Here is a 1,315-nt window from a genome sequence, read left to right as displayed (position 1 = left end):
CGAGTGGGTGCGCCGCCTGGGCGACGGCGGCTGGCTGCGCTACTGCGTGCCCGCCGCGCACGGCGGCGCGCTGGCCGAACTCGATTCCCGCGCGCTGGTGCTGCTGCGCGAGACCCTGGCCTACCACTCGCCCCTGGCCGACTTCGCCTTCGCCATGCAGGGCCTGGGCAGCGGCGCGATCACGCTCGCCGGCAGCGCCGCGCAGCAGGCACGCTACCTCCCCGCGGTGGCGCGCGGCGAGAAGATCGCCGCCTTCGCGCTCAGCGAGCCCGAGGCCGGCTCCGACGTCGGCGCTATGAAAACAATAGCTACACAGGCAAACAATCCGGCGGCATCGGGCCCGAACGGCTCCGATTCCGCGGGCGAGGCCATGGGCGCCTACACGCTGAACGGCACCAAGACGTGGATCAGCAACGGCGGCATCGCCGACTTCTACTGCGTCTTCGCCAAGACCGACCCGGCCGGCGGCACGCGCGGCATCAGCGCCTTCATCGTCGATGCGCCCACGCCGGGTCTGGATGATTCGCGCCACATCCAGGTGATGGCGCCGCACCCGCTGGCCACGCTGGCGTTCGACGGCTGCACCGTGCCGGCCGATGCGCTGCTGGGCGAGCTGCACGGCGGCTTCAAGCTGGCCATGCGCACGCTGGACATCTTTCGCGCCTCGGTGGCGGGCGCCGCGTTGGGGCTGGCGCGGCGCGCGCTCGCCGAGGCGGTGCACCATGCGCGCACGCGCTGCATGTTCGGCCAGACACTGGGCGACTTCCAGCTCACGCAGGCCAAGCTGGGCGAGATGGCGGCGCTGGTCGATGGCGCGGCGCTGCTCACGTACCGGGCGGCATGGATGCGCGACGAGAGCTTGCTATCTGGGCGGGCGGGCAACGCCACCGAGGCTCGCCATCGCAGCGTCGCCGCTGCGATGGCCAAGATGACCGCCACCGAGAACGCGCAGCGCGTGATCGACATGGCCCTGCAGATGCACGGCGGGCGCGGCGTCGAGGTGGGCGCCAAGATCGAATCGCTGTACCGCGACATCCGCGCGCTGCGCATCTACGAAGGCGCCACCGAGGTCCAGCAACTCATCATCGGCAAAGCCGTCTTGCAGGAGCAGCAGGCATGACCCCCAGCGCACAGACCGACACCTTCGTCCACGACCGCCTGCCGCCGCGCGAGCAGTGGCCCGCGCTGCACTACGACCTGCCCTCGCTGCAGGTGCCGGACCAGGCCAACCTCGTGCAGGTGCTGTTCGAGCGCGCCGCGCAGGCAGGGCACGGCGGGCGGCCGCTGCTGCGCTCGCCCACGCGCACCTGGACCT

Annotated in this window: 1 protein-coding gene and 1 pseudogene; both read left to right on the top strand. The window is 71.7% G+C overall.

What is annotated here, in order from left to right; translation table 11 throughout:
- On the top strand, positions 1 to 1,120 hold a 1,120-nt coding region (locus tag AC27IQ_RS24755; protein ID WP_487091184.1), incomplete at its 5' end, for an acyl-CoA dehydrogenase family protein.
- Positions 1,117 to 1,315: pseudogene (locus AC27IQ_RS24750) on the top strand (2-aminobenzoate-CoA ligase); the annotation flags it as partial. The gene AC27IQ_RS24755 and the pseudogene AC27IQ_RS24750, both read left to right, overlap by 4 nt.

This window comes from Acidovorax sp. KPB24-07, from assembly GCF_057543315.1.
This window is presented reverse-complemented; position numbering and strand designations above follow the sequence as displayed.